This is a genomic window from Reichenbachiella sp. (assembly GCF_039969095.1).
In the GTDB taxonomy this organism is placed as follows: domain Bacteria; phylum Bacteroidota; class Bacteroidia; order Cytophagales; family Cyclobacteriaceae; genus Reichenbachiella.
In genome coordinates this window covers 247,239-272,248 of the sequence record NZ_JBDVOL010000008.1, presented here as the reverse complement: position 1 = coordinate 272,248, position 25,010 = coordinate 247,239, and the positions used below count along the sequence as shown (strand labels likewise).

The following is a 25,010-nucleotide window of genomic DNA, read 5'->3' as shown; positions in this document are numbered from 1 at the left end:
GTCGACCCCGTAGAATAATATCTATTTGTTGGAAAATACCAATTGGTATTTTGAAGGTATTACATGCAATATCCGAATATTGTTATGCTCTTTAGATTATATCTCACTCAATCTCACCAGTGCCTTATCCTTAATAATACTCTGTACTGGGCGTCTTTCGATTTTGGACTCGAGCCAGGAAATAATATCAAAATAAATAAATGCCCGTCGCTCATAGGGGTCTTTGGCCAGTGGAATCAGGTTTTCACGCAAAGTGCGAAATCGTTTGATTAATTCGTCTTGCGTGATATTAGTTTTCAATCTTACCAAGAAGTTGAGAATATACTTTTGATAGAGGTGTAAATCTTCTTTTTTGAGTAGAAACCGATAGGTAGATCGAACGTAATACTCTATTAATTCCATATTACCCAACTCATAATGAGCGATGAGGTTCAGTATCCGTGCGAATCCATGTATGTCTTCTCTCAAATCAGCTTCTTTTGAATTGATGATTTGATTGAGCCAATGTATGGCTGTATGGTAATTGTCATTTCCGAAGTAAAGACAAGCCGTTTTGTAAAAAAGGATCACTTTCGAATGCATATCGATCTGACTAATGAACTGTTCCATACCAGGCTTGATTCGCTCCATCAACTTCACCCCGCGCTCAAAATCCCCCATCAAAAACAGACGGTTGAACTCATGAACGAAAGTGTACTTCAAGAGCTTCATCCGAATATTTTCATTCAATTGAGCTGGTGGGAGGTTATTAAGCGCTCTGAGTTCTCGAGTTGTGGCTTGAAACTCTCGGTATTTCAAAAGCTTGTTTTGAGCGATCAATAAGTTATTCAGACTATTGATATACGCTTCTAGCATTGAATTGATTAGAGCTTTGTTTTCATTAAATAGGTTGACCAGTTTATTGGCATACTGAAATCCTTTCTCAAAATCTTGAAGAAAAAAGTAATAACCAACATAGAGGTTGTAGAGGCTGATTTTCTCACTGTTAGACAGTTCATCCTCAACAAAAACTGGTAAAGTCGCTGCAAAAACATTTTGAATTTTATTGTAATCGCTTTCGCTTCGGATGAAGCCAATCTTTTGGTATAATGACTGCAATTTTACTTGTAGGTTAGAAAAGGAATTGATGTTATTGATTCGGTTATTGACACGCTGAACATCGGCAATAATGTCATTGGTTCTGGCTATGTGTTCCTTGCCAGAAGTATGGAAGAGCACTTGCTTTTCCCACTTCAATATCTCCAATTGCATTTCGAGGTTTCCTCCCTTAATCGCGATTTTCTTTACCTTCTTAATTACTTCCGCACATTGCTTGTAGAGCCCTTTGTTGAACAATATCTCAGCATGATCGATCATATCCCGAATTTTGATATTCGGCAATGTATTGGAATTGTAATCTCTAAGGGCATTAAGGATTTTAGTGTATAAGTGAGCTTTCATATTAGAAAGCTGTGTCGGTTTGATAGATGTATCCTTTTTCAATATTTCATCATCATCAAATACAGTCTGACTTTCAAGAATATTAAAAAGCTTGGAAAATTTTTTTTCTTCTCCGTTTGCCATTGAGAGCTTGAAATAGCGCTTTTCACTCTTTTTGAGTGATTTGATCAAATGGAACAAAGCGTCTGATCTCTCTTTAGACATTGTAATTAAAATTGCGTTTTATTACTAATGGAGTTAAATAATGGACAAAAGTAATCATTTTAGAAATCGTAATTAAATAAATAATAGGCATTTTTTAGCGAATTGTCGCTAAGTAGTTTTGTAGCCAGAATTAAATGAGAACTATGGACAATCGCATACACATTTTCGATACCACACTACGAGATGGGGAACAAGTGCCAGGTTGCAGGCTAGATACCAAAGGCAAACTCTTGATTGCCGAGCAATTAGAACATCTTGGAGTTGACATTATAGAAGCTGGATTTCCTATATCCAGTCCCGGTGATTTCGAATCTGTTTCAGAGATTTCAAAATTAGTAAAAGAAACAACAGTTTGCGGTTTGACCCGAGCGGTACAAAAAGACATAGAATGTGCGGCTGAAGCATTGAAGCATGCCAAGCGACCTCGAATCCATACGGGGATTGGCACTTCAGATCAGCATGTATTCACTAAAATCAAAACCACAAGAGAAGACATCATTGCTAGAAGTAAGCAGGCGGTCAAGTGGGCTAAGAATTTTGTGGATGATGTGGAATTCTATGCAGAAGATGCGGGTCGAACAGAGAATGCATTTTTGGCTCAAGTCATTGAAGCGGCTATTTCTGAAGGGGCAACAGTGGTCAATATTCCCGATACTACGGGTTATTGTTTGCCAGAAGAGTATGGAGCTAAAATCAAATACTTGATGGATAACGTCAAGGGAATTGAGAAAGCTGTTATTTCAACTCATTGTCACAATGACCTTGGATTGGCTACAGCCAATTCTATTGCGGGTATTCAGAATGGTGCTCGTCAAATCGAATGTACGATCAATGGCATCGGCGAAAGAGCTGGAAATACTTCACTCGAAGAAGTGGTGATGATCATGCGCAAGCACAATTGGATGAAATCTGATACGGAGATTGATGCCACTCGTTTGAACGCCATGTCAAGGCTGGTGTCGGAAACCATGAGAATGCCAGTACAGCCTAATAAAGCGATCGTTGGAAGCAACGCGTTTGCTCACTCTTCTGGGATTCACCAAGATGGTGTGATCAAAAACAGAGACAATTATGAAATCATCGATCCAGCAGAGGTTGGAGTAGATGAATCTTCAATTGTGCTTACGGCAAGAAGTGGAAGAGCTGCATTAAACTACAGAGTAGAAAAGCTCAATGTCAACTTGAATAAAGAAGAATTGGAGAAAGTCTATCACGAATTTTTGAAAGTGGCAGACAAGCACGATGTAGTCGATGACAAATTGCTTAAAAGCATGTTGAGCGAGTATTTGATGACTAATGTAGAAATGTAGAAGATGGATAATTACAACAATAAAAATAACCCAGAAAAAGAAAATCAACAGTTGGAAGCCTTACATGAGGATTTCGAAATGGACAAGAAGGCATTGAATGCCAGAGTCTTTTTGGCCTCATCCCAATGCAGGGGAACCAATGAGAACTTTTTGTATGCCTTTGGCTGCGAATAAAAAAGGGTAAACGTCATTCAGCAATGGATGGCTTTTTTAATAAGTAATTAATTAGAGAATTAGATTAAACGTGGAAGCAAAAACATTATTTGATAAGATCTGGGATGCTCATGTGGTGAGCGAGATCGAAGGAGGGCCAAGCGCCATATATATTGATTGTCACTTGATTCACGAAGTGACCAGTCCACAGGCTTTTGCAGGAATTGAGAAAAGAGGCGTACCTGTATTCAGACCAGATCAAACATTCGCCACACCTGATCACAACGTACCAACTGAAAACCAGCACTTGCCAATCCAAGATGCATTGTCAAAATTTCAAGTAGACAAGCTGACCGAAAATTGCGAAAAACATGGCGTGTCATTGTACGGATTGAATCATCCATACCAAGGCGTGGTGCACGTCGTAGGACCACAGCTGGGATTGACTCAGCCAGGAATGACCATCGTATGTGGAGACAGCCACACGTCTACGCATGGCGCTTTTGGTGCCATTGCTTTCGGTATCGGAACGAGTGAGGTGGAAATGGTTTTGGCGTCGCAATGTATCATGCAGCCTAAGCCTAAGAAAATGAGAATCACCGTAAATGGTGATTTGGGAGCAGGTGTTACTGCTAAAGATTTGGTGCTTTACATTATTTCAAAAGTGACTGCTGGTGGAGGAACAGGCTACTTTATTGAGTATGCAGGCTCGGCATTCGAAAACCTTTCTATGGAAGGTAGAATGACTGTTTGTAATATGAGTATCGAAATGGGTGCAAGAGGAGGCTTGATTGCTCCTGATGAAACCACTTTCGAATATGTGCAAGGAAGAGAAAAAGCACCGCAAGGCGCTGATTTTGATAAAGCCGTTGAAGAGTGGAAAAAATTGAAAACTGACGATGATGCAGTGTTCGATAAAGAACTAGAATTTGACGCCGCCGACATCGAGCCTATGATCACTTATGGTACGAATCCAGGCATGGGCACAAAGATCAAATCTTCTATTCCAGCCTTGACAGAAATTGAAAAATCTGAACAGGAGTCGTTCCAGAAGTCTATGCACTACATGGGATTCTCTGATGGAGATGTATTGGTAGGCAAGCCAATAGATTATGTGTTCGTGGGTAGCTGTACCAACGGTCGTATTGAAGATTTGAGAGAAGTAGCTGCCTATGTGAAAGGCAAACAAAAAGCCGAAAATATTACCGCTTGGATCGTACCTGGTTCGAAACAAGTAGAAAAACAAGCGCAAGAAGAAGGTTTGGTTGAAGTGCTTGAAGAAGCAGGTTTCAAATTGAGACAGCCAGGTTGTTCGGCTTGTTTGGCTATGAACGATGACAAAGTGCCAAAAGGGAAATACGCAGTTTCTACTTCCAACAGAAACTTCGAAGGAAGACAAGGGCCTGGCTCTCGTACCTTATTGGCTAGCCCGTTGACTGCCGCTGCGGTGGCTGTTGCTGGCAAAATTGTAGATCCTCGTGAACCTGTAAACGCTTAATCAGATGGCTATAGAAAAATTCATAACAATAAAATCATCGGCAGTTCCAGTAGCTACCGAAAATGTAGATACAGATCAAATCATTCCAGCAAGATTCTTGAAGGCAACGACCAGAGAGGGTTTTGGTGAAAACTTATTCCGTGATTGGAGATATGATGGAGATGGAAATGAAATTCCTGATTTTCCATTGAACGACAAAAAATACTCAGGCACCATCTTGGTCGCGGGTAAAAACTTTGGTTGTGGATCGAGCCGTGAGCACGCTGCTTGGGCCGTTCATGATTATGGGTTCAAAGTAGTTGTGTCTAGTTTCTTCGCAGATATTTTTAGAAACAATTGTTTGAATAATGGTGTGCTTCCAGTACAAGTGTCTGTGGAGTTTGCTGAAAAAGTGTTTACTGCAATAGCTGCTGACCCAAATGCACAGTTTGAAGCTGACTTAGATGCGCAGACATTCACTATTTCTTCAACTGGAGAATCGACAGATTTTGAGATCAGTCCATACAAGAAGGAATGTTTGCAAAATGGATATGATGATATCGATTATCTGATATCCTTGAAAGATAAAATAGGCGAATACGAAGCAGCGCGAGCTTAATGAAAGTAGAAATCCTAGATACGACCCTTCGAGATGGCGAACAAACGTCAGGCGTGGCTTTCACCGAAAGCGAAAAGCTGACCCTCGCCCAACTCATCATAGATGAGCTGGGTGTGGACCGTTTGGAGATTGCCTCTGCGCGAGTTTCGAAAGGCGAGTATCGTGGGGCACAAAATATTCTGGATTGGGCCAATCAAAATGGTCACGGACACAAAATCGAAATACTTGGTTTTGTGGATGGTGGCAAATCATTGGACTGGATCAAAGAAGCCAATGGACAAGTGATGAACTTGTTGACTAAAGGCTCATTGAAACATTGTAAGGCACAATTAAGGAAAACTCCTGAAGAGCACTTGGCAAATATTGCTGAAACCATTGCCTACGCAGACGAATTGGGAATAGCTGTCAATGTCTATCTAGAAGATTGGTCTAATGGTATGATTGATTCTCCTGAATACGTCTATCAAATGGTGAAAGGTCTGCAAAAGACCAGCGTGAAAAGAATCATGTTGCCAGATACGCTGGGCGTACTCAACCATGGAGATGTAAGCAAATTCTGCAAAGAAATGGTGAAGCGTTTTCCAAACGTCCATTTCGATTTTCATGCGCACAATGATTATGACCTTTCTGTCGCCAACGTTTTCGAGGCGTTGAAAGCAGGAATGAAAGGGATTCATACCACCTTGAATGGATTAGGAGAACGCGCAGGCAACGTACCAATTTCGAGTGTAGTGGGTATCATGAAAGATCATCTCAACTTAGAAGTGAATCTGGATGAGACCAAGTTGTACAAAGTGAGCAAGGTGGTAGAAGCATTCTCTGGCGTACGTATTCCAGCCAACAAACCATTGATTGGAGAATTTGTGTTTACACAAACTTCTGGCGTTCATGCTGATGGTGACAGCAAAGACAATTTGTACCAGACGGCCTTAGAGCCTACCCGCTTCGGGCGATCTTATACTTATGCCTTAGGCAAGCTTTCGGGCAAGTCTAACATCCATAAGAATTTGGACGAATTAGGCATTCAGTTGTCGAGCGATGAGATCAAGAAAGTAACCGAACGAATCATTGAGCTGGGCGATAAGAAAGAGAGCATAACGCAAGAAGATTTGCCGTTTATCGTGAATGATGTTTTGGGTAATTCAGTTTCTGACCCAACGGTCGAAATTTTGAATTATTCGCTCTCTGTTGCGAAAGGACTCAAACCCTCAGCGACGATTTCGGTAAGCTTGGATGGTATCGTCCAAGAAGAAACGGCTCCTGGAGATGGACAATACGATGCATTTATGAATGCCTTGTTGAAGATCTACGCAACTGTAGGAAGAACCTTTCCGAAGTTGGTAGATTATGAAGTAAGGATACCACCTGGGGGAAATACAGATGCACTTGTGATGACGACTATTTCATGGAATTGGAATGGAAAAATATTAAAAACCAAAGGGCTAGACCCTGACCAAACCGTGGCGGCAATCAAAGCAACCACACGAATGTTGAACATAGTAGAAAGTAAAGAAGTAAAAGAATATGCAGTTTAAAATAGCTACCCTTCCTGGAGACGGAATTGGACCTGAGATAGTAGAACAGGCAGTGAAAGCCATGAAATCAGTGGGAGAGGTTTTCAACCATGAATTTGATTTTCAATATGCAGAAGTAGGTGCTTCCGCCATCGATAAAGTAGGAGAACCTTATCCAGAAGCTACACACAATCTATGTATGGCGTCGGATGCAGTACTATTTGGAGCGATCGGAGATCCTAAATATGACAACGATCCGTCAGCTAAGGTTCGTCCAGAGCAAGGCTTGTTGAAGATGAGAAAATTGTTGGGTTTATATGCCAACATCCGTCCAGTGGTGACTTTTCCTTCATTGAACTATAAGTCACCTTTGAAAGAAGAAATTGTAGAAGGGTCTGACTTTGTAGTGATTCGAGAGTTGACAGGTGGTATCTACTTTGGAGAGCCAAGAGGTAGGTCTGAAGATGGGAATACAGCTTTTGATACTTGTGTGTACAAAAGAGAAGAGGTCGAAAGAATCTTGGAATTGGCGTACGAATATGCTGGTAAAAGAAGAAAGCATTTGACCGTAGTGGACAAAGCTAATGTATTGGGAACTTCAAGATTGTGGAGAGAAGTAGCTCAGAAAATGGAGAAAGAACGAGCGGATATCCAGACGGAATACATGTTTGTAGATAACGCAGCCATGCAGTTGATTCAGTGGCCGAAGAAGTTCGACGTGATGGTGACTGAGAATATGTTTGGCGATATACTTTCTGATGAAGCAAGTGTAATTACAGGTTCTATGGGCTTGTTGCCGTCGGCTTCAGTTGGGGTGCATACTTCAGTGTTTGAGCCAATCCACGGATCGTACCCTCAGGCCACTGGCAAGAACATCGCCAACCCGATTGCTACTATTCTTTCAGCCGCAATGTTGCTAGAGTCTTTGGACTTGATGAAAGAAGCTGAAGTGATCAGAAACGCAGTGAATCAAGTGATCGAAGAGAGCTACTTGACAGAAGATTTGAACAAAGAAAATGCAAAATCTACTACAGAGGTAGGAGATAAGATAGCCGAACTGATCCGTGCAAGTAGCACAGTATTAGAAGGTTAGGTAATATAGTATCAAAAATTGCCTAAAATGCTAGGATGATAAAAATGAAATGTTCTACCTTTGGAATTCGAAAGAACAACAAAAATGAAGAACATTATTGTCATAGCATTAGCGATTATTACTGAGGTCACAGTCACCTCAGATCGGGAATGATATGCAATAGTTTAAAAAGATATTCTAAAGCGTCATTCCCAACAGGATGGCGCTTTTTTTATTTATACGCCGAAGTGAATTGAGAAATTCACATAGGATAATACCCAAATGTTGACCCAAAAAATGATAACGACAATTGTCACAGTATTAGCCATCGTGATTATTACCATTATTGGTAGTACGTGAGAGAGGTATATAAGAATTTAATTATTCAAAAGCCTTTCTCCAGCGAGAAAGGCTTTTTTTATGACAAGAATCGAATAAAAGAAATTATTAACTAAAGAGACAGACTATGTATTACAACGACAACTCGATCCTTTTCCTAGACGGACAGTGGGTAAAAGCATCAGAAGCTAAAGTTGACTTGTTTAGCCAGACCATGCACTATGGCAATGGCGCCTTTGAAGGGATCCGCTCGTACGCAGGTGCCGCCGGACCTAACGTCTTCAAGGCCAAGGAACATTTTGAAAGACTAAAATACTCTGCTGAGAAGATGGGTATTAAAATCAGCCAGTCCGTCGATGAATTAGTCAAAGTCTCTTATGAGTTATTGGATCGCAATGGATTGAGCAATGCTTACATCCGCCCAATGGTTTATCTCGGAGCCAATATGAAACTACTCTCTTGTGGAGAGGTGCATATCATGATGGCAGCCTGGGATTGGCCTCCATACTTGGGTGATGAAGCCTTGAAAGTAATGATTTCTTCTGTAGAGAGACCAAACCCTAAGTCGATCCCTGTAGACGCCAAAGTAACTGGTAACTACACCAATTCGATCATGGCATCTAACGAAGCCAAAAAAAATGGGTACGACGAAGCGCTACTTTTGGATTCGGAAGGTTATGTAGCAGAAGGATCTGGTCAGAATTTCTTCTTTGTGAAAGATGATGTGATTTATACGCCACCACTGGGTAATATCCTTCCTGGTATCACCAGAGCGACCATCATAGAATATGCGATGGAATTGGGCTATCCAGTAGTAGAAAAACTGTTCAAGCCTGAAGAAATGAAAGGCGCAGAAGTGGCTTTCTTCACAGGTACGGCAACAGAAGTGGCAAGTATTAAATCGATCGACGATATGGAGTTTGCTGCCGATTGGAAAGAAACAGTGGCTTACGATCTTTTTCTTATGTATCGCCAACGAGTGAGCAATGCAGAATTAAGTGAGTTCACTTTAGTCTAGCTACCTCAGTTATCTAAATACTAATATCTAAAGTCTAAATACTATAATGTTAAATAAATACAGCAAAACGATCACTCAAGACCCTTCGCAGCCAGCTTCTCAGGCGCAGTTGTACGCCACTGGATTGTCAGAAGAAGATTTGAAAAAAGCGCAAGTTGGGATTGTGAGCACAGGGTTCGAAGGCAATCCGTGCAACATGCATCTCAATATTCTTTCACATCAGGTGAAAAAAGGTGTTCGTGAGGCAGATCTAGTAGGATTGATCTTTCACACCATAGGCGTGAGCGATGGGATTTCTAATGGTACGACAGGGATGAAATATTCTTTGATTTCCAGAGACATTATTGCTGATTCCATTGAGACTGTGGTCAATGCTCAATTTTATGATGCTGTAGTGCCTGTAGTAGGATGCGATAAAAATATGCCTGGCTCAATCATGGCCTTGGGTCGTTTGAACAGACCAGGGTTGATGGTTTATGGTGGCACAGTAAAGCCAGGCAAGTGGAAAGGCGAAGACCTGAACATTGTTTCGGCATTTGAGGCTTATGGCCAAAAGCTAGCCAACAATATTTCGGATGAAGATTATAATGGAATTATCAAAAATTCAATTCCAGGTCCAGGAGCATGTGGAGGTATGTACACAGCCAATACCATGTCTTCGGCTATCGAAGCTATGGGTATGAGTTTACCATCTTCTGCTTCTAATCCTGCTGAAAGCGAAGACAAAAAGCAAGAGACTTATAGAGTAGGACTAGCAGTAAGGCATTTGCTCGAGCAAGACTTGCGTCCAAAAGATATCATGACCAAAGAGGCTTTTGAAAATGCCATCCGAATCATCATGATTTTAGGAGGCTCTACGAATGCGGTGCTTCACCTGATCGCCATGGCGAAATCAGTAGATGTGCCAATAGGTTTGGACGACTTTCAGAGAATTTCTGATAGTACACCATTTATAGCTGATTTGAAACCAAGTGGTAAATATTTGATGGAAGATCTACATTTTGTTGGAGGTGTTCCAGCAGTAATGAAGGCTTTGTTGCATGAAGGATACCTACACGGCGACTGCATGACGGTGACAGGCAAAACTTTGGCTGAAAATATTGAAGAAGGGCCGTCATTGAAGGAAGGACAGCAAATCATCCATTCATTCTCTGATCCGATCAAACCATCGGGTCACTTGCAGATCTTGTATGGCAATTTGGCACCAGAAGGTTCAGTAGCGAAGATTACCGGTAAAGAAGGAGAATACTTCGAAGGGCCAGCCAGATGTTACGACGATGAGTTCGAGGCAATCGAAGGTATCGGAAAAGATGTGAAAAAAGGTGAAGTGATTGTCATCAGACAGTCAGGACCTAAGGGCGCGCCAGGCATGCCAGAGATGTTGAAACCTACAAGTGCCGTCATGGGCGCTGGACTCGGTAAAGATGTAGCATTGATCACAGATGGTAGATTCTCAGGTGGATCTCACGGTTTTGTGGTAGGACACGTTACGCCGGAGTCGCAAGAAGGTGGGCCTTTGGCATTGGTGAAGGATGGCGACATCATTAGCATCGATGCAGTAAAAAATGAAATGAATTTGAAAATTTCTGATGAAGAAATGGCGAAGAGAAAAGCGGCATGGAAACAGCCAGCTTACAAAGCCACAAAAGGAATTCTTAAAAAATATATCAATCAAGTAGCATCAGCTTCAGAAGGCTGTGTAACTGACGAATAACCTAAAATGAACCAAGAAATAAGAGCAAAGACATAAGAAGTCTTGAATCTTGATTCTTAAATCTTGAATCTATCAAAATGAACACATCGACACTAGAATTGGAAGAGAAACCAAAACAAGGTACGAAAAGATTGACGGGGTCTCAGGCATTGCTTGAGTGCTTGCTTGCCGAAGGAGTGGAGACACTTTTTGGCTATCCAGGCGGAGCCATTATGCCAGTCTATGATGAATTATATAAGTATGCTGACCGACTAAATCACATCTTGGTTCGTCATGAGCAAGGCGCTGCACATGCCGCGCAGGGGTTCGCAAGAGTCAATGGGAAAACCGGCGTCTGTATGGCCACTTCTGGCCCAGGTGCGACTAATTTGATTACTGGTATCGCAGATGCGCAAATTGATTCTACGCCGATGGTTGCAATTACAGGTCAGGTGTTTTCTCACTTGTTGGGAACTGACGCCTTTCAGGAGACTGATGTGATCGGCATATCCATGCCAGTAACCAAATGGAATTTTCAAGTAACTAAAGCCGAAGAAATTCCGATGGCTATTGCCAAGGCATTTTATATTGCCAACACTGGCCGTCCGGGACCAGTATTGATTGATATCACTAAAGATGCGCAAATCACTGAATTCGATTTTCCATTGTACGAAAAATGCACGAAAATCAGAAGTTACCATCCATTTCCAATTCTGGAAAAGTCGAAAGTAACAGAAGCTGCAGCGCTGATTAATCAAGCGAAAAAACCTTTGATGCTGGTTGGACATGGTGTTTTGATCTCGCAGGCTCAAAGTGAGTTGTTGGCTTTCGCTGAAAAGGCTGAAATTCCAATGGCTTCTACACTGCTAGGTTTGTCAGCCGTGCCAAACAAACATCCACTTTATGTGGGTATGTTAGGAATGCACGGCAATTATGGCCCCAATTTGAAGACCAACGAAGCGGATGTAATCATAGCCGTAGGTATGCGATTTGATGATCGGGTGACTGGCGATTTGAGTAGGTATGCTAAGCAAGCAAAAATTGTTCATATCGAAATTGATCCAGCTGAGGTTGATAAGAACGTAAAAACAGATGTGGCAATCGTGAGCGATGCCAAAGCAGCCTTGATTCAATTAGAAAAGGAAATCACTTCAAATAAACATGGAGCATGGCTTCAGGAATTTAGCGATTGTGATGCCAAGGAATTTGAGAAGGTAGGGAAACTTGACCTCCATTCTGAAAAGGACGAAATAAAAATGGCAGAAGTCATCAAATTGATCTCTGACCAAACGAAAGGAAAAGCAGTTGTTGTGACTGACGTAGGACAGCACCAAATGATAGCGAGTCGATATTATGCTTTCGATGATACGCGGTGCAACGTGACTTCTGGAGGCTTAGGTACGATGGGATTCTCCTTGCCAGCAGCGATGGGGGCTAAAGTGGCTCGCCCAGAAAAGCAGGTGATTGCAGTTATTGGTGATGGTGGTTTTCAAATGACCATCCAGGAGTTGGGTACTATTTTCCAGAGCAATATTGGAGTGAAAGTATTGATTTTGAATAATCAATTCTTAGGAATGGTTCGTCAGTGGCAGGAAATGTTTTTTGACAAAAGGTACGCACATACGGAAATGATCAACCCCGATTTTCAATTGATATCTAAGGGATATGGCATTCCTTGTAATAAAGTGACAAACCGAGATGAATTGGCTGTGGCTGTAGATGTTTTCTTGGAGCACGAGGGGCCTTATTTGCTGGAAGTGTGTGTAGAACAGGAAGGGAATGTTTTCCCAATGGTTCAGACTGGAGCGTCTGTTGCAGAAGTAAAACTAGAAGCATAGTAATCATGGAAGAAGAAAAACAATATACCATATCAGTATTGACCGAAGATAGAGCTGGTTTACTCAATCACCTCACTGTTATCTTAAACAGAAGAAAAATCAATATTGATTCTCTCAACGTTTCGACTACAGAAGTGGCCGGAATTAGTAGGTTCACTATTGTGATTACCACTACGCGTGACAGCGCAGACAATTGCTGCAAGCAATTTAGAAAGCTCATCGAAGTGTTGGGTGCTTTTGTTTACGAAGAAACCGAGATCTACTACCAAGAAATCGCCTTGTACAAGGTTCCTACTTCGGTATTCCTTAATGGAAATAAAATAGAAACTTTAGTTCGTAACAATGGTGCAAGAATTCTGGTGATCGAAGAAGATCATATCATCATCGAAAAAACGGGACACATTGCAGATACCCACGACCTCTACAAAAAACTAGAGCCATTAGGGCTATTGGAGTTTGTAAGGTCGGGTCGGGTGGCGATTTCCAAATCAAAGCGTAAGACGGAAGCTTACATCAAAGAATTGGAAGAGACCAAGTCGAACCTGCTGAGTATAAAAGACTACTAATCAGATATTAGACATTAGTATCTAGACTTTAAAAAAAAGGGTCTAAATACTAGTGTCTAACTACTAAATACTATAAAAGTAATGCGCCAAGTACTACTACATGAAGGATCGAGTCAGCTAGACTATGAAATCAGAGACATAGTCAAGAAAGCTGAAGCCCTACAAGCGTTGGGTCAGCGGATCTATTGGGAAAACATTGGAGACCCTATATTGAAGCATGCCGTAGTACCTGCCTGGATCAAAGAGATTTTGACTGATTTAGTCAATGAAAATGCAACCTATGGCTATTGTCATTCAAAAGGGGTCTTGGAGACCAGACAGTATCTGGCTGAGAAGAACAATAAAAAAAACGGTGTGCAAATCACCGCAGATGACGTTTTGTTTTTCAATGGTTTAGGGGATGCGATCGGCAAACTCTATCAATTCTTGAGTCCTTATTCGCGTGTCATCGGACCTTCGCCTGCATACTCTACACATTCTGCATTAGAGGCCGCACATTCGAACAAAGAGCCTTTGACGTACAATTTGGACCCAGAAAATAATTGGTATCCAGACTTGGAAGACTTGCGTCTGAAAGTAAAATACAATCCCAACATAGTCGGGATTCTGATCATCAACCCAGATAACCCGACGGGCATGGTGTATCCTGAAGAATATCTGGTCAAGATTGTAGAAATCGCCAAAGAGTTTAATCTGTTCATCGCAAGTGATGAAATTTATACCAACATCATTTACAACGACACGAAGACCAGAGCACTGGCAGAAGTCTTGGGTGACGTGCCAGGAATTGCGTTGAAAGGAATTTCAAAGGACTGTCCATGGCCAGGTAGCCGTTGTGGCTGGATGGAGTTTTATAACAGAGAAGTAGACGAAGAATTTAATAAGTATTGCGCAACATTAGAGAATGCTAAAATGGTCGAAGTATGTTCGACTACGCTTCCTCAGAAGGCGTTGCCCTTGATTCAAGAGCATCCGAAATATCAGAATTATTTGGCTCAACGTAGAGATGAAATAGCTGAGCGGAGCGAGATTATTTCTCAATACTTGAAGGATCTACCTTATGTGACTTTCAATAAAACCAATGGAGCATTCTACAATACCATCGTGTTTAAAGAAGGTGTCTTGAACAACAATCAAGAGCTACAGGTTGATAACCCCGAAATCAAAAAATTAGCTGATTCATGGGTGGAGCGAATCGGCGAACCCGACAAAAGGTTTGTTTATTACTTGCTCGCAGCTAAGGGAGTTTGTGTGGTACCTCTTTCTTCTTTTCAGTCTGAACTGAGAGGATTTAGAATCACATTACTAGAAGAAAATAAAGAAGTCTTACACGAGACTTTTAGCAAAATCGCAGATGCGATCAATGAATTTTGCACCTCTGATGTCAAGGAAGAAGTGGTAGCCTAAGGTAAGGAAATGGAAATAGCAGAAGCAAAATTGATGATACCGACTTACGAAGGGATACAGGTCGCCAAGGTGAAGCTCAACAATGTAGTTGTGCGCACGCCACTGATGAAAAATCTAAATTTTTCGGAGCGCTTTCAAGCGGATATTTCTTTCAAAAGAGAAGATTTACAAGCGGTAAGGTCTTACAAAATCCGTGGGGCTTACAACAAAATTTCGAGTCTTGACGAAAGTGAGCGACAAAACGGAATTGTCTGCGCCAGCGCTGGAAATCACGCGCAAGGTGTAGCTTATTCGTGTCAAAAATTGGGGATAAAAGGCACGATCTTCATGCCGAGTGTTACACCTAAACAGAAGATCGGTCAGGTACGCATGTTTGGTAAGGACATGGTGGAGGTAGTCCTCACGGGAGACACGTTTGACGATGCTTACAATGAAGCTATGGTGTATTGTGAGAAGGAAAAGGCCACTTTTGTTCATCCATTTGATGATGATAAAGTGATCGAGGGGCAAGGAACCGTAGCACTTGAAATATTAGAAGACGCCGATGGTCCTCTAGATTATCTATTTGTACCCATTGGTGGTGGAGGCTTGGCTGCAGGTGCCATTACTGCACTCAAAACCTTGTCTCCTAAGACAAAAATCATTGGCGTGGAGCCGGCCGGTGCGCCGGCCATGAAACAATCTATTGCTCAGGAGACGAACATCGTATTGCCGAAAATCGACACTTTCATAGATGGTGCAGCAGTAAAGCAGGTGGGTGCTAAGACTTTGGCAATTTGCAAAGAGGGTCTTGATGATATCATCTTAGTGCCAGAAGGGAAAGTGTGTTCTATGATCCTTCAATTATACAATCAAGAGGCGATAGTAGTCGAGCCAGCTGGTGCATTGAGTTTGGCAGCTTTGGATTTTTACAAAGAAAAGATCAAAGGAAAAAACGTGGTCTGCGTGATCAGCGGCAGTAACAACGACATTACCCGAACCGAAGAAATCAAGGAGCGGTCTTTACTTTATGAAGGGATTAAACACTACTTCATCATTCGATTTCCACAACGAGCAGGCGCATTGAGAGAATTCTTGACTGAAGTACTGGGGCCTGGTGATGATATTGTTCATTTCGAATATTCGAAAAAGAACAGCAGAGAAAAAGGACCAGCTTTGATTGGAATAGAATTGCAAAACAAAGACAGTCTTCAAGACTTGTTTAAGAAGTTAGCAGCCAAAAATTTCGTGTTCGAATATCTGAATGAAAAGCCTGATTTGATGCAGTATTTAGTTTAATAGAATTGAATTAAAGAACCCTAGCTTAGTTTGTTTTAAGCGAAAGTTCAAAACTTAAATAAATAGAGACTTAAGTCTAAAATCTTGAGTCTAACGTCTAAAATCTTATATAATGAAAGTGTTGAAATTTGGAGGTACATCCGTAGGTACCCCGGATAATCTAAAAGTGGTAAAGGATATCTTATCAGCTGGAAAGAATGAAAAACAAGTATGCGTAGTGTCGGCCTTTGGTGGCGTCACCAATCTACTCCATGAGTGTAGCGATTTGGCTGCAGCTGGCGATGAGTCATACCAGGAGTTGCTAACAAAAATAGAAGCCAGGCACCTCGATACAGTAAAAGAACTGCTTCCAGTGAAAAGCCAATCGGGCACTTTGAGCAAAACCAAAATCTTATTGAACGATCTAGAGGATATCATGAAAGGTATCTTCTTGATTGGTGAATTGTCACCGCGATCCCTGGATCGAGTGTTGGGAATGGGAGAGATACTGTCTTCCAATATCATCGTTGACTTCTTGAATTCGGAAGACCTTACCACAGACTGGGGAAATACCGGTGAAATGATCAAAACAGATAGTACGTTCAACAATGCGATTGTTGATTTTACCAGCACTAATCATAACATCAAAGACTTTTTCAAATCTTCCGCAGATTTGGTGATTTGTCCAGGCTTTGTTTCTTCCAATGCTGACAACGTCAATACAACTTTAGGTCGTGGAGGATCTGATTATACTGCCGCTATTTTGGCCGCAGCTTTAGAAGTAGACGCTTTCGAGATTTGGACAGATGTGAGTGGCATGATGACTTCCGATCCACGAGCTGTTTCCTCAGCACACCCGATTGAGAAGATTTCTTATCAGGAAGCGATGGAGCTTTCTCACTTCGGGGCAAAGGTGATCTACCCGCCGACTATCCAGCCGGCCATGGATAAGAACATTCCGATAAAGATTAAAAACACTTTTAAGCCACAGGATGCGGGTACGACTATTAGCTCCGACTCGAATGGTTCTAAGCAGTTTGTCAAAGGCTTGTCGAGCGTGAAAAATATAGCACTACTCAATCTGTCAGGTAGTGGAATGATTGGAATACCAAAATTCTCCTTTAGACTTTTTAAAGCATTGTCTGAAGCAAAGGTTAACGTGATCATCATCACTCAGGCATCTTCTGAACACTCGATTTGTGTGGGTGTAGATGGCAATGATGTGGAGGCCAGTAGGGCAGCTATTGCCGAAGAATTTCAGTTTGAGCTAAGCCTCAATAAAGTTGACCCATTAGAGGTTGAAGAAAATCTTGCTATTGTGGCATTAGTTGGTGACAAAATGCGAGACCATGTAGGGATCAGCGGGCAAATGTTTGCTGCGTTGGGCGAAAATGGGGTGAACATCAAAGCCATTGCGCAGGGATCTTCTGAAAGAAATATTACCGTGGTGATCCAAGAGCGCCACTTGAAAAAATCTCTTAATGTATTACATGAAAGCTTCTTCTTGTCTGAGAAAAAACGAATCAATTTATTCTTGGTCGGAATTGGTAATGTGGGGGGTACACTCATCCAGCAAATTGCTAAGCAGCAGGAATATTTGAGTGAGAACGAACATGTAGATTTACGAATTGTGGGTATAGCCAATAGCAAAAAGATGTTCTTTGATGAAGAGGGTATAGATCTTGTGAATTGGAAGGATTCGTTATTAGACAGTGAGTTGAAAATGGCTAACGAAGCATTCATTCAGTCTATTCAAGATATGAACTTGCGAAACAGTGTGTTTGTAGACAATACGGCCAGCGCAGAGATAGCTGGTCTTTACAACGGCATTCTGAGCAAAAACATTTCTGTAGTTACACCGAATAAAATAGCCTGTGCCTCGTCGTATGAAAACTATCAAGAACTGAAAAATACGGCTCGCGAGTACAAGTCGAAGTTCTACTATGAGACCAATGTAGGTGCAGGTTTGCCAGTCATCACTACCCTCCAAGACTTGATCAAGAGTGGGGACAAGGTGAAGAAAATAGAAGCTGTACTTTCGGGGAGTTTGAATTTTATCTTCAACAATTTCAAGTCAGGTGTCAAGTTTGTTGACATTGTCAAGCAGGCTGGCGAAGAAGGCTATACCGAACCAGATCCGAAGATTGATTTGAGTGGAGTTGATGTGATGCGTAAGATTTTGATTTTGATCAGAGAGTGTGGAGTTGAGGCTGAACTTGAAGATATAACCGCAGAATCTTTCATTCCAGAAGACTGTATGAAGACGAAGACTAATGAAGAATTCTATGCCAAGTTGGAGGAGCACGAAGATCATTTCCAGTCACTCGTGAAGAAAGCTGAAGATAACAATGCGCGACTCAAAGTGGTTGCTACATACGACAATGGAAAAGCATCAGTGGGACTCAAAGAAATCACAAAATCTCATCCATTTTATATTTTGGAAGGAAGCGATAATATAGTCTTGTTCAACACCAACAGATATGAGGATCAGCCTTTGGTGATAAAAGGTGCTGGGGCAGGAGCTGCAGTAACTGCGATGGGTATATTTGCCGATATCATGCGAATTGCAAATAGCTAAACTATGCCAGAAAAAATAAAAGTATTCTCTCCAGCCACCGTGGCCAATGTTGGTTGTGGATACGACGTCCTGGGCTTCGCCTTGGATGGAATTGGAGAAGAGATGGAGGTCTCAAAAAGGGATGATGGTCAATTGGTCATTGACGAGATTATTGGCTTTGATCTACCAAAAGATCCACTGGTGAACACAGCTACAGTAGCCGCACAAGCCCTTTTGGATGCTGTGGGAAGCACACAAGGTTTTTCTTTTTCGATCAAAAAAACAATCAATCCAGGTAGCGGAATGGGAACAAGTGCTTCCAGTTCTGCAGGTGGAGTATTCGCTGTCAACGAATTGTTGGGCCGCCCATTTACCCCTTCACAATTGGTTGAGTTTGCCATGGAAGGAGAGAAAGCAGTTTCCAAAAAAGCACATGCAGACAATGTAGCTCCCAATTTGTTGGGCGGATTCACACTCGTAAGAAGCTATGAACCTTTGGATATTTTGACTCTTCCGGTGCCAGAAGATTTGTTCGTCACCATAGTGCATCCGCAGGTCGAAGTGAAAACTACGGATGCTAAAAAGATATTGAAGAAGCAGGTGGATTTGTCAGTGGCTGTTCAGCAGTGGGGCAATGTTGGTGGCTTAGTGTCGGGATTGTATGAGTCAAATTATGATTTGATTGGTCGCTCGATGGTGGATGTCATAGTGGAGCCTATTCGCAAGATTTTAATTCCACTCTATGATGAGGTGAAATCAAGTGCTTTATTAGAGGGTGCTTTAGGCTGCAGCATTGCGGGATCAGGGCCGTCTATTTTTACTTTTAGTAAAGGAGAAGAGACTGCTTTGAAAATCAAAAATGTGATGCAAGCTAAATATGATGAAGTTGGAATTTTGGCTTATACTTATATGTCCAAGATTGGAAAAGAAGGGGTGAGAACCATTTGATGTCATGATTTACATCACACAATTTATTTACTTAAAGCCTGGCAAGGAAGCCATTTTTCAAGCATTTGAAAACCATGCGATTCCGTTGATGGAAAAGTACACAGGAAAAATAGTTCAGAGACTGAGGCCTGACGCTACAGCGTATGTAGCAGGAGAAGACAAAAAACCTTATGAAATTCATATTGTGAGTTTTGAATCTGAGGATAAACTGAACGAGTTTATGAATGACAACTCGCGCCTTAAGTACAAACACCTGAAAGATGAGTCCGTAGAATCTATTTTAATGTTTAAAGGAGAGAAAATGTAAAGCGACTTATGTTTTAACAATCTGAACATTGAATTTTAAATTTTGAATCAAAAGTGAAATACTATAGCACCAATAAGCAAGTTCCTGAAGTAAGTTTTGAAAAAGCTATTTTTCAGGGGCTACCCGATGACAATGGATTGTATATGCCGAAGGAAATCAAGCAGTTGCCTGCTGAGTTCTTTGATAATATCCATGACATGCCTTTGCACGAAATAGCCTACCAAGTGGCGAAGTGCTACATCGAGGATGAAATTCCAGAAAAGGAATTGAGAGAAATAGTGGAAGGTACGTTAGCTTTTGACTTACCCTTGATAGAAGTGGAAGACAATGTCTATGCCTTAGAATTGTATCATGGCCCTACCTGTGCATTCAAGGATGTGGGGGCTAGATTTCTAGCTAGATGTTTGAGCTACTTCTCCAGACAGAGTGATAAAAAAGCGACCATCTTAGTGGCTACATCTGGCGATACGGGTAGTGCCGTAGCTAGTGGTTTCCTAGGGATGAAAAACATCAATGTCGTGATCCTTTACCCTAAAGGGAAAATCAGCAAAATCCAAGAGCAGCAATTGACGACCTTGGGTGAAAACATTACAGCTTGCGAAGTAGAAGGGACTTTCGACGATTGCCAAAAAATGGTAAAGGATGCATTTCTAAACCTAGAGCTTAAAGAAAAATATAATTTGACTTCTGCTAATTCCATCAATATGGCGCGATTGGTTCCACAGTCGTTCTATTACTTCTGGACGTACGCCATGCTCGGTGAAGAGAATGAATTGGCAATTTCAGTACCTAGTGGCAACTATGGCAATTTAACTGCTGGGTTGCTAGCCAAAAAAATGGGCTTACCGATCAAGCAGTTCATCGCTTCAACCAATGCCAATGATATTGTGCCAGCATATTTGAAGTCGGGCAATTTTGAACCACGACAATCGGTAGAAACCATTTCCAATGCCATGGATGTGGGAAATCCGAGCAACTTCTATCGAATGAATGATTTGTTTGGTGCAGATGTGGAGACTTTTAGAAAAGAACTGATTGGCTATACTTATACTGATGAGGAAACTAGTGGCACGATCAAGAAAGTATACGGTGAAACTGGATACTTACTCGATCCCCATGGGGCTGTCGGATATTTGGGATTGAAAGAATATTTAAAAGAGAACCAAGCTGTTGGTGTGTTCCTAGAAACTGCTCATCCAGCTAAGTTCTTAGATGTTGTAGAATCAATCATTGAAGAGAAAGTTGAGATTCCTCAAAGGCTTCAAGATTATATCGATAGAAAAAAGGTGGCCATTGGAATGAATGCTGACTTGGGTCAGCTGGAAGAAGTGCTAAAAACTATATCTATATAATAATTAATTCAAACACTCGCCCTTTTCATATATAGTGATGCTGGCACATTCTGCAGCGCAGGCATTGGGATATGTTGTACCATTGCAGCCACATACTGGATCATATTCTAGTGTGCATCCACATGCGGGTTTTAGCTTTTCAATGCAATCTTGTTCGTCATCCGAGCAAGAGGCCATGCTTAGAAATAGAAATAGAGGGAATAAGAATAACTTCATGTTTCAACTTTATAATCAATACTTATTTTGTTCTTGATTATAAGACACAGTAATATCCAAAATGGATGGAATTACTATCTAAAATTTAATGTTGAGATGTTATGACACTTCTCTTAGCTACTAGTTCTTTTTAACAGAGACGCGTTTAGTTGTGCTTGAATTTTTACTTTCAATTTTAACTATATAAACACCCTCTTGCATGTAAGGGTTGCCAATTTGAATTGGAGCTGTAAATGAATTCTGACCACTAATTCGTTTTTGCTGAATCAAAGAACCTGAAATATCAAACAACGAAACTATTGATTCTTCTTGACCCATATCTTGTGTTAGGCTGATATTGAATATGCCTGTACTTGGAACTGGGTAAATGACTGGGTCAAAAGATTGTAATTCTGTTGAGAGAGTTTCTTCCTCATTATCCAAATCAACGATTCTAGCATTGCTGTCTTGATTATTTTCAAGGGTTTCACCTAGTTTATAGGAAGCTTGAGCCATATTCCCTGAAGCATCAGTAGAGGTGGCTACCAATTCAATTTCAGGAGCATAAGCCGCGTATAACCATCCTCTCCATAACCTGTACTCATGTTTTGATCCAGAATGAAGCTTTAAGTAAGCGAGAGATTTATTGGCAACTTTTAAACCACCTGTTTCCAGAATTGATTCGTATATTTCTTGTGGATTGTAGGATTTTATTTCGATTCTTTTTTTATGAGTATCAATTTTAACTTTTTGACTAAACCAACTTCTTTTTAATTTAACAGTAAATCCACTAATGTCTGGAACAGTAATAAGCCCATCAACGTCGGCTGATTCATTGCATTGGTCTTCGGCAGAATAGTTTATTTGATAAATATTATGATGGTAGCTACGAGACCTGCCATGATGGCTGATCAGATCTATGGAAGCAGATATATTTGGAGCTAAATCATCAATAATATAGACAGTAACAGTTTCTGACGACATATTTCCATTATTGTCAGTGACCGATAACGTCAAGATATTTTCACCAATATCCGTACAGTCGAAACTAGTTTTGTCTAATGTGATAGCACCTATGCCACAAGCATCTTGTGATCCATTATTTAATTCATCTACTGAAATCTCTGCATTGCCAAATTCATCGAGCGATACTGTCAATTCATTTGAATGTATCACTGGTGCAATATCATCTACAATTGTAACTAGAGCTGTCGCAGAACTAGCATTGCCAGCTTCATCAGTTGCAGTTAGAGTAACATCATTGACCCCAATATTGCTGCAATCGAAGTCCATAATGTCTAGTGCTAAGATGATAGTGCTTTGATCATCGAAAGAACCATTGTCTATATCTTGTGGTGCAATAGAAATAATTCCTAAATCGCTAAGAGAGGCGGTAATATCTCGTGTTAGAACAGTTGGTGGAGTCGTGTCCAAATTACTTGTCAAAAAAGTCTCTGTATATGGAGGCCAATTGGTCCATGTTCCATTACATTGTGCTTTGACACGCCATTTATAGGTTGTATTGGGCAAAAGGTCTGTAAGAGAAATGCTATTACTAGTTAAAATTGCTGAAAAAACTTGAGGTTGCCCTACCTCTCGATAACTTACTTGATACGCTTCAGCTGATGTCAATTCCCAACTTAAATCAGCGGTATACAAACCATCTTCATTTTCTATAAGTGATACTGATAATTCGTTTGGCTGGCAACCTGTCCCATTTGGTGTGACAAATTGCTCCACATATGGAGGCCATGCATTCCAATTTCCGTTACAACTAGTTCGTACACGCCAAGTATAGGTGGAATTAGCTTCCAAAACAGATAAACTGTGTTCATTGGTAGATAGAATACTTGAAAATAGCTGCGACTCACCTACTTTCCTGTAACTCACTTGATACATGTCTGATAGCTCATTGTCCCAGGTTAGTTGAGCCGATATTGTGTTGTCTTCTTCCACGACAATATTAGAAGTCAGACTTTGGGCCTCACAAGATGCGCCGTCAGGCGTAGTGAATTGTTCAATGTATGCAGGCCATGTCGCCCAAACTCCATCACATTTAGCATTGACTCGCCAAGTATAGGTCGTATTTGGAACTAAACTAAACACGGTGAATGTGTTGGTATTCATGAAAAGAGAAAAAACTTGATCAGGATTACCTAAAATTTTATAACTCACTTGATATTCTTCCGCATTTTCCAAGACGTCCCAAGTAAATTCTGTGGTAATTGTATTTAAGTTTAGTGGATCGCTATAGGAATTCACGGACAAACCTGATACGGTACATTGAGCCTGTGCCAAATTAGGAAAGGATAGTATTTCAATTAAAAGAATGGAAAATACCAATAAATGGAATCTATAGATTTTAATCATTTAAGTACTGTTTGATACTGAAAATTGTAAATACTATAGCTGGTATTCGAAAAGATTGAGAATAACCTTTTCCAAAGTCAAAGCTAAGTAAAAAAATAAAAAAAATAGGTATTTTTACCTATCGATTAGTGTTTTTACCTAGATATCTGTGGATTTATTGTCCATTTCGCTCAAAATGAACTAAAGAGAGAATTCTAAAGACTAAGATTTTGCCACAAAGAAAGCTGGCTGGCCTTCAAATTCTTCTTGTTTGCCCAGTTGCTTAAGCATATGGAAATGACTGGCAACAGCATCTCCAAATGAATCTACCGCATAATAAGGCAGACCATACTCTTTGGTGGTCTGCTGAACAATCGGTGCTATAGCTGGGTAATGAACATGACAAATATCTGGAAATAAATGATGTTCTACTTGGAAGTTTAATCCACCTACAAGCCAGCTTAACACTTTATCATTCATACCATAATTACATGTAGTTAGTAATTGATGGGCAGACCAGCTGTGGTCTACTTCCTCACCCTCGATTTCATAGAAAGCAGCAGATGGTACTACGTGAGCAGTCTGGAATATCATGGCGAGCATGATTCCTGTAACCCCGCTAGAAATCAAAATCATAACTAATGTGATCCATGCTGGTATTGGGATAACAAGCATTGGAACAGCCACAAAGAAAATATAGTAGAAGAATTTTCTAACAATAATGGCCGCAAGTTCCTTTCTGAATTCAGCCCCCGGCTTAATCAGACGCATTTTTTTATAATCAAATGCTTTGAGAAAGTCTTTAGTTGTGAGCCATTCTAACAAGGGTACACAATAGAAGATTGGAGCATAAATATGTTGAAATCTGTGAAACCACTTTTTAGGTTGATTATTCGAAAATCTGAAGACGAATCGTGGCAAAATATCTTCATCCGTATGTTCTATGTTTGTATAGGTATGATGAATGACATTATGTTGAATTTTCCAAATTAATGAGTCTACACCTATGATCATGGCAGAAAGACCCATCCAGAAGTTTACTCTTTTGTTGTTCGAATAAGATCCATGCAAAGAATCATGCATTACAGCGGTTCCGATAAAGGCTTTTCCTAGACCCATTATTACCCACAAGGACATCAATACTGGAATGCTCGTAATTCCACTAAATATTAGAATGAAATAGGGGGTAAGATACCAAGTGAAAAGGCAAATGGACTTAAAAAACATGGTTGTATTAGCATCTCTATTTAGATCATTCTCTTGAAAATATGAATTGACTCTAGATCGAAGGGTTGCTGTAAATTCTTGATCCTGTTTTTTAGAGAACTTGTATCTGATCATAGCTGCTTAATTTTTTCTTTGGTTAGGACTAAAACTTGCCAATATGGCAACCAA

General features: G+C 40.8%; 20 protein-coding genes. 16 read left to right on the top strand and 4 right to left on the bottom strand.

The annotated features are described in order from the left end of the window. Positions 1-96 precede the first annotated feature (96 nt). Positions 97-1,644 (bottom strand): hypothetical protein, encoded by a 1,548-nt coding sequence (locus tag ABJH98_RS02375; protein ID WP_348306020.1) that lies wholly within the window; start codon positions 1,642-1,644, stop codon positions 97-99. Between the two features lie 143 nt (positions 1,645-1,787). Here ABJH98_RS02375 and ABJH98_RS02370 point away from each other — a divergent pair, with 143 nt between their 5' ends. From ABJH98_RS02370 to thrC, 16 genes are all read left to right on the top strand, one after another. Then, the gene (locus tag ABJH98_RS02370; RefSeq protein ID WP_348306019.1) at positions 1,788-2,954 is read left to right on the top strand and encodes a 2-isopropylmalate synthase; all 1,167 of its coding nucleotides are present in this window, start codon (positions 1,788-1,790) and stop codon (positions 2,952-2,954) included. A 3-nt stretch (positions 2,955-2,957) separates the two neighbouring features. Continuing rightward, positions 2,958-3,128 (top strand): hypothetical protein, encoded by a 171-nt coding sequence (locus ABJH98_RS02365; protein WP_348306018.1) that lies wholly within the window; start codon positions 2,958-2,960, stop codon positions 3,126-3,128. 70 nt (positions 3,129-3,198) lie between these two features. Beyond that, positions 3,199-4,605: a 3-isopropylmalate dehydratase large subunit gene (gene leuC, locus ABJH98_RS02360; protein ID WP_348306016.1), complete on the top strand. Its 1,407-nt coding sequence runs from the start codon at positions 3,199-3,201 to the stop codon at positions 4,603-4,605. Between the two features lie 4 nt (positions 4,606-4,609). Then, positions 4,610-5,203, top strand: coding sequence for a 3-isopropylmalate dehydratase small subunit (gene leuD / locus ABJH98_RS02355; protein ID WP_348306014.1), 594 nt, complete (start codon positions 4,610-4,612; stop codon positions 5,201-5,203). Continuing rightward, the gene (locus ABJH98_RS02350; protein ID WP_348306013.1) at positions 5,203-6,738 is read left to right on the top strand and encodes an alpha-isopropylmalate synthase regulatory domain-containing protein; all 1,536 of its coding nucleotides are present in this window, start codon (positions 5,203-5,205) and stop codon (positions 6,736-6,738) included. The genes leuD and ABJH98_RS02350 overlap by 1 nt, the downstream gene beginning before the upstream one ends. Continuing rightward, positions 6,728-7,810 (top strand): 3-isopropylmalate dehydrogenase, encoded by a 1,083-nt coding sequence (leuB, locus tag ABJH98_RS02345; RefSeq protein ID WP_348306012.1) that lies wholly within the window; start codon positions 6,728-6,730, stop codon positions 7,808-7,810. Before ABJH98_RS02350 ends, leuB begins: the two co-directional genes overlap by 11 nt. A gap of 445 nt (positions 7,811-8,255) precedes the next feature. Continuing rightward, positions 8,256-9,146, top strand: coding sequence for a branched-chain amino acid transaminase (locus tag ABJH98_RS02340; RefSeq protein WP_348306010.1), 891 nt, complete (start codon positions 8,256-8,258; stop codon positions 9,144-9,146). A 46-nt stretch (positions 9,147-9,192) separates the two neighbouring features. Continuing rightward, entirely contained in the window at positions 9,193-10,860 is a 1,668-nt protein-coding gene (gene ilvD, locus ABJH98_RS02335; protein ID WP_348306009.1) for a dihydroxy-acid dehydratase, read from the top strand. A 77-nt stretch (positions 10,861-10,937) separates the two neighbouring features. Further along, positions 10,938-12,677, top strand: coding sequence for a biosynthetic-type acetolactate synthase large subunit (ilvB, locus tag ABJH98_RS02330; protein ID WP_348306008.1), 1,740 nt, complete (start codon positions 10,938-10,940; stop codon positions 12,675-12,677). 5 nt (positions 12,678-12,682) lie between these two features. After that, complete coding sequence (ilvN, locus tag ABJH98_RS02325; RefSeq protein WP_348306007.1) at positions 12,683-13,243, top strand: acetolactate synthase small subunit; 561 nt, start codon at positions 12,683-12,685, stop codon at positions 13,241-13,243. A gap of 81 nt (positions 13,244-13,324) precedes the next feature. Next, positions 13,325-14,650 carry a pyridoxal phosphate-dependent aminotransferase gene (locus ABJH98_RS02320; RefSeq protein WP_348306006.1) on the top strand — a complete coding sequence of 442 codons (1,326 nt, stop codon included), beginning with the start codon at positions 13,325-13,327 and terminating at the stop codon, positions 14,648-14,650. A gap of 9 nt (positions 14,651-14,659) precedes the next feature. Next, the gene (gene ilvA, locus ABJH98_RS02315) at positions 14,660-15,928 is read left to right on the top strand and encodes a threonine ammonia-lyase IlvA (protein WP_348306005.1); all 1,269 of its coding nucleotides are present in this window, start codon (positions 14,660-14,662) and stop codon (positions 15,926-15,928) included. 112 nt (positions 15,929-16,040) lie between these two features. Further along, positions 16,041-18,485, top strand: coding sequence for a bifunctional aspartate kinase/homoserine dehydrogenase I (gene thrA / locus ABJH98_RS02310; RefSeq protein ID WP_348306004.1), 2,445 nt, complete (start codon positions 16,041-16,043; stop codon positions 18,483-18,485). A 3-nt stretch (positions 18,486-18,488) separates the two neighbouring features. Then, positions 18,489-19,412, top strand: coding sequence for a homoserine kinase (locus ABJH98_RS02305; protein ID WP_348306003.1), 924 nt, complete (start codon positions 18,489-18,491; stop codon positions 19,410-19,412). 4 nt (positions 19,413-19,416) lie between these two features. Next, complete coding sequence (locus tag ABJH98_RS02300; RefSeq protein WP_348306002.1) at positions 19,417-19,719, top strand: DUF1330 domain-containing protein; 303 nt, start codon at positions 19,417-19,419, stop codon at positions 19,717-19,719. Between the two features lie 53 nt (positions 19,720-19,772). Further along, complete coding sequence (gene thrC / locus ABJH98_RS02295) at positions 19,773-21,071, top strand: threonine synthase (protein WP_348306001.1); 1,299 nt, start codon at positions 19,773-19,775, stop codon at positions 21,069-21,071. A gap of 3 nt (positions 21,072-21,074) precedes the next feature. Here thrC and ABJH98_RS02290 read toward each other — a convergent pair whose 3' ends face one another. The 3 genes from ABJH98_RS02290 to ABJH98_RS02280 form a co-directional block, all read right to left on the bottom strand. Next, a complete protein-coding gene (locus ABJH98_RS02290) occupies positions 21,075-21,287 on the bottom strand; it encodes a Kazal-type serine protease inhibitor domain-containing protein (RefSeq protein ID WP_348306000.1) in 213 nt (70 codons plus the stop codon). Positions 21,288-21,407: 120 nt separating this feature from the next. Then, on the bottom strand, positions 21,408-23,636 hold the full coding sequence (locus tag ABJH98_RS02285) for a T9SS type A sorting domain-containing protein (protein ID WP_348305999.1): 2,229 nt from the start codon (positions 23,634-23,636) through the stop codon (positions 21,408-21,410). Between the two features lie 201 nt (positions 23,637-23,837). Further along, positions 23,838-24,956, bottom strand: coding sequence for an acyl-CoA desaturase (locus tag ABJH98_RS02280; protein WP_348305998.1), 1,119 nt, complete (start codon positions 24,954-24,956; stop codon positions 23,838-23,840). Positions 24,957-25,010 lie beyond the last annotated feature (54 nt).

Bases quoted from the DNA above. Each gene is read 5' to 3' on its own strand.
- ABJH98_RS02375 (WP_348306020.1), bottom strand. From the start codon at position 1,644: ATGTCTAAAGAGAGATCAGACGCTTTGTTCCATTTGATCAAATCACTC.
- ABJH98_RS02370 (WP_348306019.1), top strand. From the start codon at position 1,788: ATGGACAATCGCATACACATTTTCGATACCACACTACGAGATGGGGAA.
- ABJH98_RS02365 (WP_348306018.1), top strand. From the start codon at position 2,958: ATGGATAATTACAACAATAAAAATAACCCAGAAAAAGAAAATCAACAG.
- leuD (WP_348306014.1), top strand. From the start codon at position 4,610: ATGGCTATAGAAAAATTCATAACAATAAAATCATCGGCAGTTCCAGTA.
- ABJH98_RS02350 (WP_348306013.1), top strand. From the start codon at position 5,203: ATGAAAGTAGAAATCCTAGATACGACCCTTCGAGATGGCGAACAAACG.
- leuB (WP_348306012.1), top strand. From the start codon at position 6,728: ATGCAGTTTAAAATAGCTACCCTTCCTGGAGACGGAATTGGACCTGAG.
- ABJH98_RS02340 (WP_348306010.1), top strand. From the start codon at position 8,256: ATGTATTACAACGACAACTCGATCCTTTTCCTAGACGGACAGTGGGTA.
- ilvD (WP_348306009.1), top strand. From the start codon at position 9,193: ATGTTAAATAAATACAGCAAAACGATCACTCAAGACCCTTCGCAGCCA.
- ilvB (WP_348306008.1), top strand. From the start codon at position 10,938: ATGAACACATCGACACTAGAATTGGAAGAGAAACCAAAACAAGGTACG.
- ilvN (WP_348306007.1), top strand. From the start codon at position 12,683: ATGGAAGAAGAAAAACAATATACCATATCAGTATTGACCGAAGATAGA.
- ABJH98_RS02320 (WP_348306006.1), top strand. From the start codon at position 13,325: ATGCGCCAAGTACTACTACATGAAGGATCGAGTCAGCTAGACTATGAA.
- ilvA (WP_348306005.1), top strand. From the start codon at position 14,660: ATGGAAATAGCAGAAGCAAAATTGATGATACCGACTTACGAAGGGATA.
- thrA (WP_348306004.1), top strand. From the start codon at position 16,041: ATGAAAGTGTTGAAATTTGGAGGTACATCCGTAGGTACCCCGGATAAT.
- ABJH98_RS02305 (WP_348306003.1), top strand. From the start codon at position 18,489: ATGCCAGAAAAAATAAAAGTATTCTCTCCAGCCACCGTGGCCAATGTT.
- ABJH98_RS02300 (WP_348306002.1), top strand. From the start codon at position 19,417: ATGATTTACATCACACAATTTATTTACTTAAAGCCTGGCAAGGAAGCC.
- ABJH98_RS02290 (WP_348306000.1), bottom strand. From the start codon at position 21,287: ATGAAGTTATTCTTATTCCCTCTATTTCTATTTCTAAGCATGGCCTCT.
- ABJH98_RS02285 (WP_348305999.1), bottom strand. From the start codon at position 23,636: ATGATTAAAATCTATAGATTCCATTTATTGGTATTTTCCATTCTTTTA.
- ABJH98_RS02280 (WP_348305998.1), bottom strand. From the start codon at position 24,956: ATGATCAGATACAAGTTCTCTAAAAAACAGGATCAAGAATTTACAGCA.